This window comes from Steroidobacter sp. (assembly GCF_016790065.1).
GTDB lineage: Bacteria > Pseudomonadota > Gammaproteobacteria > Steroidobacterales > Steroidobacteraceae > Steroidobacter.
Genome location: NZ_JAEUPY010000251.1, coordinates 1 through 6,699 on the forward strand (window position 1 = coordinate 1; position 6,699 = coordinate 6,699).

At 61.3% G+C, this 6,699-nt stretch carries 4 protein-coding genes; all 4 read left to right on the forward strand.

Annotated features, from left to right (window positions below):
- On the forward strand, positions 1-518 hold a 518-nt coding region (locus tag JNL55_RS10740), incomplete at its 5' end, for a GGDEF domain-containing protein (RefSeq protein ID WP_293852815.1).
- A 131-nt stretch (positions 519-649) separates the two neighbouring features.
- On the forward strand, positions 650-4,096 hold the full coding sequence (pyc, locus tag JNL55_RS10745) for a pyruvate carboxylase (protein WP_293852816.1): 3,447 nt from the start codon (positions 650-652) through the stop codon (positions 4,094-4,096).
- 181 nt (positions 4,097-4,277) lie between these two features.
- Complete coding sequence (locus JNL55_RS10750; protein ID WP_293852817.1) at positions 4,278-5,831, forward strand: PAS domain S-box protein; 1,554 nt, start codon at positions 4,278-4,280, stop codon at positions 5,829-5,831.
- Positions 5,831-6,457, forward strand: coding sequence for a response regulator FixJ (fixJ, locus tag JNL55_RS10755; RefSeq protein WP_415923056.1), 627 nt, complete (start codon positions 5,831-5,833; stop codon positions 6,455-6,457). The genes JNL55_RS10750 and fixJ overlap by 1 nt, the downstream gene beginning before the upstream one ends.
- Positions 6,458-6,699: the final 242 nt, after the last annotated feature.

A 6,699-nucleotide genomic window follows, 5' to 3' on the forward strand; every position in this document is an offset into this window, starting at 1 on the left:
GGGTGTGGGCGCAGGCGGCGCGCGAAGGCCGTCCGCTGACTTTGCTGATGATCGACATCGATCATTTCAAAGCTTACAACGACCGCTTCGGCCACCAGGCCGGCGATGAGTGTTTGCGCCGGGTCGCGTGGTCGTTGAGCGATCATGCGCGGCGGCCGTTGGATATTGCGGCTCGCTACGGCGGCGAAGAGTTCGCCATGATTCTCTACGATGCTCGCCGGCAGCATGCGGAGGACATGGCGCGCCAGATCCAGGCCGGCATCGAATCGCTGGCGATCGCTCACACCGTGCCTTCGGCCACCGCCGGCAACCGGTTGACTGTCAGCATCGGCATCGCCTGCGTGCAGCCCACCGCTGACCGCAGTCACTACGGTTTCATCCAGCTCGCCGATGAAGCGCTATACGCGGCCAAAGAGCGCGGCCGTAACTGCATCGTCATCATGGACAAGGAATACGGCGACCTGACCACCGGCTCATTCCGCAAGGAAGCGTCAGTCGTGGCCGGCGCCGAGCAGTAAGCGCTGTCATTTCCCTCGAGCGGCCGCGCAATCGTCGTGGCCGATAATTTGATCTTCAAAGCCTATTGGCCTCGGTCTTGCAGGTCGTCCCACTGCGGCTATGATCGTTGCCCCTCGCTGCGAGAGTTGGCATGACCGTCAAAATCAAGAGTCTGTTGATCGCCAACCGCGGCGAGATCGCCATTCGCGTGATGCGAGCTGCCGCCGAACTCGGCATTCGCACCGTCGCCATTTATTCGCAAGAAGACCGCTTCTCTCTGCATCGCATGAAGGCAGATGAGAGCTACCTGGTCGGTGCCGGCAAAACGCCGGTCGAGGCCTATCTGGACATCGCCGACATCGTGCGCATAGCGCGCGCCGCGCAGGTCGACGCGGTCCATCCCGGTTATGGCTTCTTGTCGGAAAATCCTGAGTTCGCCGAAGCTTGCGCCGCTGCTGGGCTGATCTTCATCGGTCCCACGCCCGAGATCATGCGTCGACTGGGCAACAAAGTGATGGCGCGCAATCTGGCCGTCTCCGCCGGCGTGCCGGTGATGCCGGCGACGCCGCCGTTGCCGCGAGATGACGCCGAATCATTGCGGCTGGCGCGCGAAGTCGGCTTCCCGGTGATGCTCAAAGCCAGTTGGGGCGGCGGCGGGCGCGGCATGCGCATCGTCGAAAACGAACAGGAGCTGCCCGAGATGGTGGCCACCGCGCGTCGCGAAGCCAAGGCGGCTTTCGGCAACGACGAAGTCTATTTGGAAAAGCTGGTGCGCCGGGCGCGCCACATTGAAGTGCAATTGCTGGGCGACTCGCATGGCAATTTGGTGCATTTGTTCGAGCGCGACTGCACCGTTCAGCGTCGCAACCAAAAGGTGATCGAGCGTGCGCCGGCCACTTTCTTCAGCGCCGAGCAGCGCCAGTCGCTGTGCGAGGAAGCGCTCAAGATCGGCCGGGCAGTGAATTATCTCAATGCCGGCACCGTGGAATTCCTGCAAGACGCCGACAGCGGCAAATTTTATTTCATCGAAGTGAACCCGCGCGTGCAGGTCGAGCACACAGTCACTGAGGCGGTGACCGGCATCGATATCGTGCGGGCGCAGATCCGGGTGGCCGAAGGCGCCAGGATCGGCGATGCCGACAGCGGCGTGCCGCGCCAGGAGAACATTCGGCTCAACGGCTACGCGATGCAGTGTCGCGTGACCACCGAAGATCCGGAGAACAATTTCATTCCCGACTACGGGCGCATCACTGCGTATCGCAGTCCGGCGGGCTTCGGCATTCGTCTGGATGCCGGCACGGCTTACTCGGGCGCAATCATTACGCGCTCGTACGATTCGCTGTTGGTGAAGGTGACCGCGTGGTCGCCAACGCCGGCGGAAACCATCGCGCGCATGCATCGTGCGTTATGGGAGTTCCGTGTTCGTGGCGTCGTGACCAATCTGCGCTTCCTCGATCAGCTGATTCTGCATCCGCAGTTCGCGTCGGCCGAGTACACCACCAAGTTCATCGATCAAACGCCGGAGCTGTTCCGCTTCCCGCGCAAGAAGGATCGCGCGTCGCGCTTGCTGAATTTCATCGGCGACGTGGTCGTCAACGGCAATCCGGAAGTGAAGTCGCGACCGCGACCGCAGCGGCTGGTGTCGCCGAAGTTGCCCAAGATCGCCTTGCCGCCGCCGGTGCCAGGCACCAAGCAGAAGCTGGATGAGCTGGGCGCGGAGAAGTTCGCGCAATGGATGCTCGAGCAGAAGCAAGTGTTGCTGACGGACACGACCATGCGCGACGCGCATCAGTCGTTGCTCGCGACGCGTTTCCGGACTTACGACATGCAAGCCATCGCGCCGTACTACGCGAGCTTGTTGCCCAATCTGTTCTCGGTGGAATGCTGGGGTGGCGCGACCTTCGACGTCGCCATGCGCTTCCTCAACGAGTGTCCGTGGGAGCGGTTGCAGGAATTCCGCCGCGCCATGCCGAATGTGTTGTTACAGATGTTGCTGCGGTCGGCGAATGCGGTCGGCTACACCAACTACCCCGACAATGTGGTGAAGTATTTCGTCAAGCAGGCGGCGACTTCCGGCATAGATCTCTTCCGCGTCTTCGACTCGATGTACTGGGTCGAGAACATGCGCGTCGCCATCGATGCGGTTCGCGAGACCGGCGCGCTTTGCGAAGCGGCGATTTGCTACACCGGCAACTTGTCCGATCCACGCCAGACCAAGTACGACCTCAAGTACTACTTGTCCATGGGCCGCGAGCTGAAGGCGGCCGGCGCGCACATTCTGGGCATCAAGGACATGGCCGGGCTGTGTCAGCCGCATGCGGCGCGTACCTTGGTCAAGGCGCTGAAGGAAGAGATCGGCTTGCCGGTTCACTTCCATACCCACGACACCAGCGGCATCGCGGCGGCGAGTGTGCTCGCGGCCATCGATGCCGGCGCCGACGCCGTCGACGGCGCGTTGGACGCGATGAGCGGTCTCACTTCGCAGCCCAATCTGGGTTCCATCGTCGAAGCTCTGCGCCATGGTCCGCGCGAGTCCGGATTGGATCCCGAGAATCTGCGGGTGCTGTCCAGCTACTGGGAGCAAGTGCGCCACTGCTACAGCGCGTTCGAAAGCGATCTGCGTTCGGGCGCGTCCGAGGTGTATGTCCATGGCATGCCCGGCGGACAGTTCACCAATTTGCGCGAACAGGCGCGTTCGCTGGGCATCGACGATGTGCGTTGGCCGGAAGTGGCGCGTTCGTATGCCAAGGTCAACGAGATGTTCGGCGACATCGTCAAGGTCACGCCGACCAGCAAGGTGGTCGGCGACATGGCCATCATGATGGTCACCAGCAATCTGACGCCCGAGCAGGTGCTTGATCCCAACACCGAGATCGCGTTCCCCGAATCGGTGGTGTCCTTGTTCCGCGGCGATCTGGGCCAACCCTACGGCGGTTTCCCCGAAGCTCTACAGAAGAAGATCCTCAAGGGCGCGGCACCGATGACGGGCCGGCCGGGCGAGGTGTTGGCGCCCATCGATTTGAAAAAGGCGCGCGATGAAGCGCAGAGCAAGACCTGGCGCGAAATCTCGGATGAGGAGTTCGCCTCGTACTTGATGTACCCCAAGGTGTTCCTCGACTACATGAAGAACCGGCTCGACTACGGCCGGGTCAGCGCGCTGCCAACGCCGCTGTTCTTCTATGGCATGGAGCCCGGCGATGAAGTGACCGTCGACATCGATCGCGGCAAGTCGCTGATCGTGCGCTTCGTCGCTGTCAGCGATAGCCATGAAGACGGCACGCGCACCGTGTTCTTCGAGCTGAATGGCCAGCCGCGCTCGGTCAAAGTGCCGGATCGCAGCCAGGTCGCGCTCAAACCGCCTCGTCGCAAGGCCGATACCGCCGACGCCAACGAAGTCGGCGCGCCCATGCCAGGCACGGTGGCCACGGTAGCTGTCCGACAGGGAGACAAGGTGAAGCGCGGCGATGTGCTGCTCACCATCGAAGCCATGAAGATGGAGACGTCGGTGCGCTCGGATCGGGACGCAACGGTGGGCGAGATCGTCACCCAGCCGGGCGAGACGGTGGACGCGAAGGACTTGCTGGTGGTGCTCTCTTAAATATAGAGAGCCGCAATATAGAGATCTACCGACTCCCCATTCCCGAGTCACTACCGCCCCCCGGCATTGCGAATCTCGGCGGCCAAAGCCATGCTTTGGCCGGCCGTGACCCCTGGGTTAGTGCATATCGCGGCCAGCACTACTACCACGGCTGCTGTGATGCATGGTTAGATCGGGCCCTATGACCTTATTGCGAGTCGCCGAGCCCCAAGAAGAGCGCGCACACAGACTGGAACGCGAATTCCAGGCGGTCCTCGATGCTGCCGTCGATGCCGTGGTGCTGTTCGATCATGAGGGCCGCATCGAGCTGCTCAATCATGCCGGCGAGCGCATGTTCGGCTACAACGAACAGGAGGTCATCGGGCTGAAGGTGAACATCCTGTTGCCCGAGCCGTATCGCTCCCAGCACGACGACTATCTGCGTCATTACATTGAGGCCGGCGAGCCGCGCATCATCGGCATCGGTCGCGAGTTGTTGGCCAAGCGCCGCGACGGCAGCGAGTTCTCCGCCGAGCTAGCCGTGGGTCGGGTGCAAGGCACCGATCCGCCGCGCTTCGTCGGTTTCATTCGCGACATCACGGTGCGCCGTAACGCGGAAGAAGCGCTTCGTCGCAGCGAGGCGCAGCTCACCATTGCGCAAGAGATCGCCAACCTCGGCAACTATGTCGTGCATGCCGACGGCAAATTCGAGGACTACTGGTCACCACATCTTTATCGTGTGTTAGGGCGCCGTTATGGCGAACCGTATATAGGGGTGTACGAGTATCTGGAGCCGATGGTGCATCCAGCCGATCGTGCCCGTTGGCAAGGGGCGCGGGACGAGTTGGAGACCAGTGCGCGCTCCATGGACATCGAGTACCGGGTGATTCATCCGGACGGATCGCTACGTTACGTGCACCACATTGCACAGACAACGCGGCGGCCCGACGGTAGAGTCTTACGACAAGTGGGCACGCTGCACGACATTACGGATCGTCGCCGTGCCGAAGACGAAGCCAGACAAATGCAGGATCGCATCGCGCACTTCGGACGGATCTCCACCATGGGTGAGATGGCCGCTGGCATTGCGCACGAAGTCAATCAGCCGCTGACCGCCATCGCGACTTACGCGCAGGCCTGCCAGCGCTTGATCGCGGCCAACGATTTTTCGCAAGAAGAAGTCGAGGCGGCGCTCAATCATATTGGCGCGCAAGCGTTGCGCGCCGGGGAAGTCATTCGTCGTTTGCGAACGTTCGTCAAGAACCGGGAAGTGCGTCGAGAGTTGCTCGAAGCAAATCGGTTGCTCGACGATGTGGTGACCCTGGCCCAGACCGACGCGCGCCACAACGGCGTGCGCCTGGTGTTGGAGCCGTCGCCGCAATCACCGCAGGTGCAGGCCGACGCGGTACAAATTCAACAGGTGATATTGAACCTGGTTCGCAACAGCATCGATGCGATGTTGACGGTGCCGGAAGTGCGCCGAGAAATCCTATTGCGCACTTCGGTGGACAGTGAAGGCGACGTCGAATTCATGGTGGCCGATCGCGGCACCGGCGTTGATCCCGCGGCGATGGCCGAGCTGTTCAATCCATTCTTCACCACTAAGCCCGGCGGCACTGGACTCGGCTTGTCGATCAGCCGATCCATCGTGCGCGCCCATGGCGGCAAGTTGTGGTGCAGCGCCAATCCTGGCGGCGGCGCGCGATTCTTTTTCACACTGCCGGCCGTGCCGGCGTCAGCAGGGAGTCAGCAATGATGAGAGCAAGCGTTACTAATACGCGACCCACGATCTTCGTCGTAGACGATGACTCGGCGGTGCGTGACGCGCTAAAGCTGTTACTTCGATCGGTCGGGCAATCGGTGGAGACCTACGGTGCGGGTTCGGAGTTCCTGGATTCCTATAGCGAGGATCGGCCTGGCTGCCTGGTGCTGGACATTCGCATGCCTGGCATGTCGGGCTTGGAATTGCAGCAGAAGCTGAATGAAAAACATTCGATATTGCCGATCATATTCATCACTGGACACGGCGATGTGCCGATGGCGGTGGAGGCGATGCAAGCCGGCGCGGTGGATTTCATCCAGAAGCCGTTCCGCGATCAGGACCTGATCGATCGCATCAATCAGGCGCTGGAGAAAGACACCAGCAATCGCGCGGCGCTCGGCGAGCGCAACGACATCCGTCGCCGATTAGAAACACTGACGCCGCGTGAGCGAGAAGTGCTCGACCTGGTCGTGCACGGCAAAGCGAACAAGGTGATCGCCGGCGATCTGAAGCTTAGTCAACGTACCGTGGAAATCCATCGCGCGCGTGTAATGGAAAAGATGCAAGCGTCATCACTCGCTCACCTAGTGCGCATGGTGTTGGAAGTTGGACAAGTCTGAACGGCGCGCATCGTTGCGTGTGGCGATTGTGATTTTGCTGCTATGACAGATGTTTGCGAGCGACTCGCCACGAGTCGCGGAACACTCGCTAACTAGAATTTAAATGCGGTGAGTGCAGCGTTCAGCGGCGCTGCCTTTCCTTAAGTACAAGTGCGACTTTTTCACAGGTGGCGCTCGGCCAAGATATCAACATGCGACCACGGCCCACAGGCAAGTCCACCGCCCCCAATCCTCCCTGCGGT

Excerpts from the sequence above, each read along its gene's own strand:
- pyc (WP_293852816.1), top strand. The coding sequence starts at position 650 with ATGACCGTCAAAATCAAGAGTCTGTTGATCGCCAACCGCGGCGAGATC.
- JNL55_RS10750 (WP_293852817.1), top strand. The coding sequence starts at position 4,278 with ATGACCTTATTGCGAGTCGCCGAGCCCCAAGAAGAGCGCGCACACAGA.
- fixJ (WP_415923056.1), top strand. The coding sequence starts at position 5,831 with ATGAGAGCAAGCGTTACTAATACGCGACCCACGATCTTCGTCGTAGAC.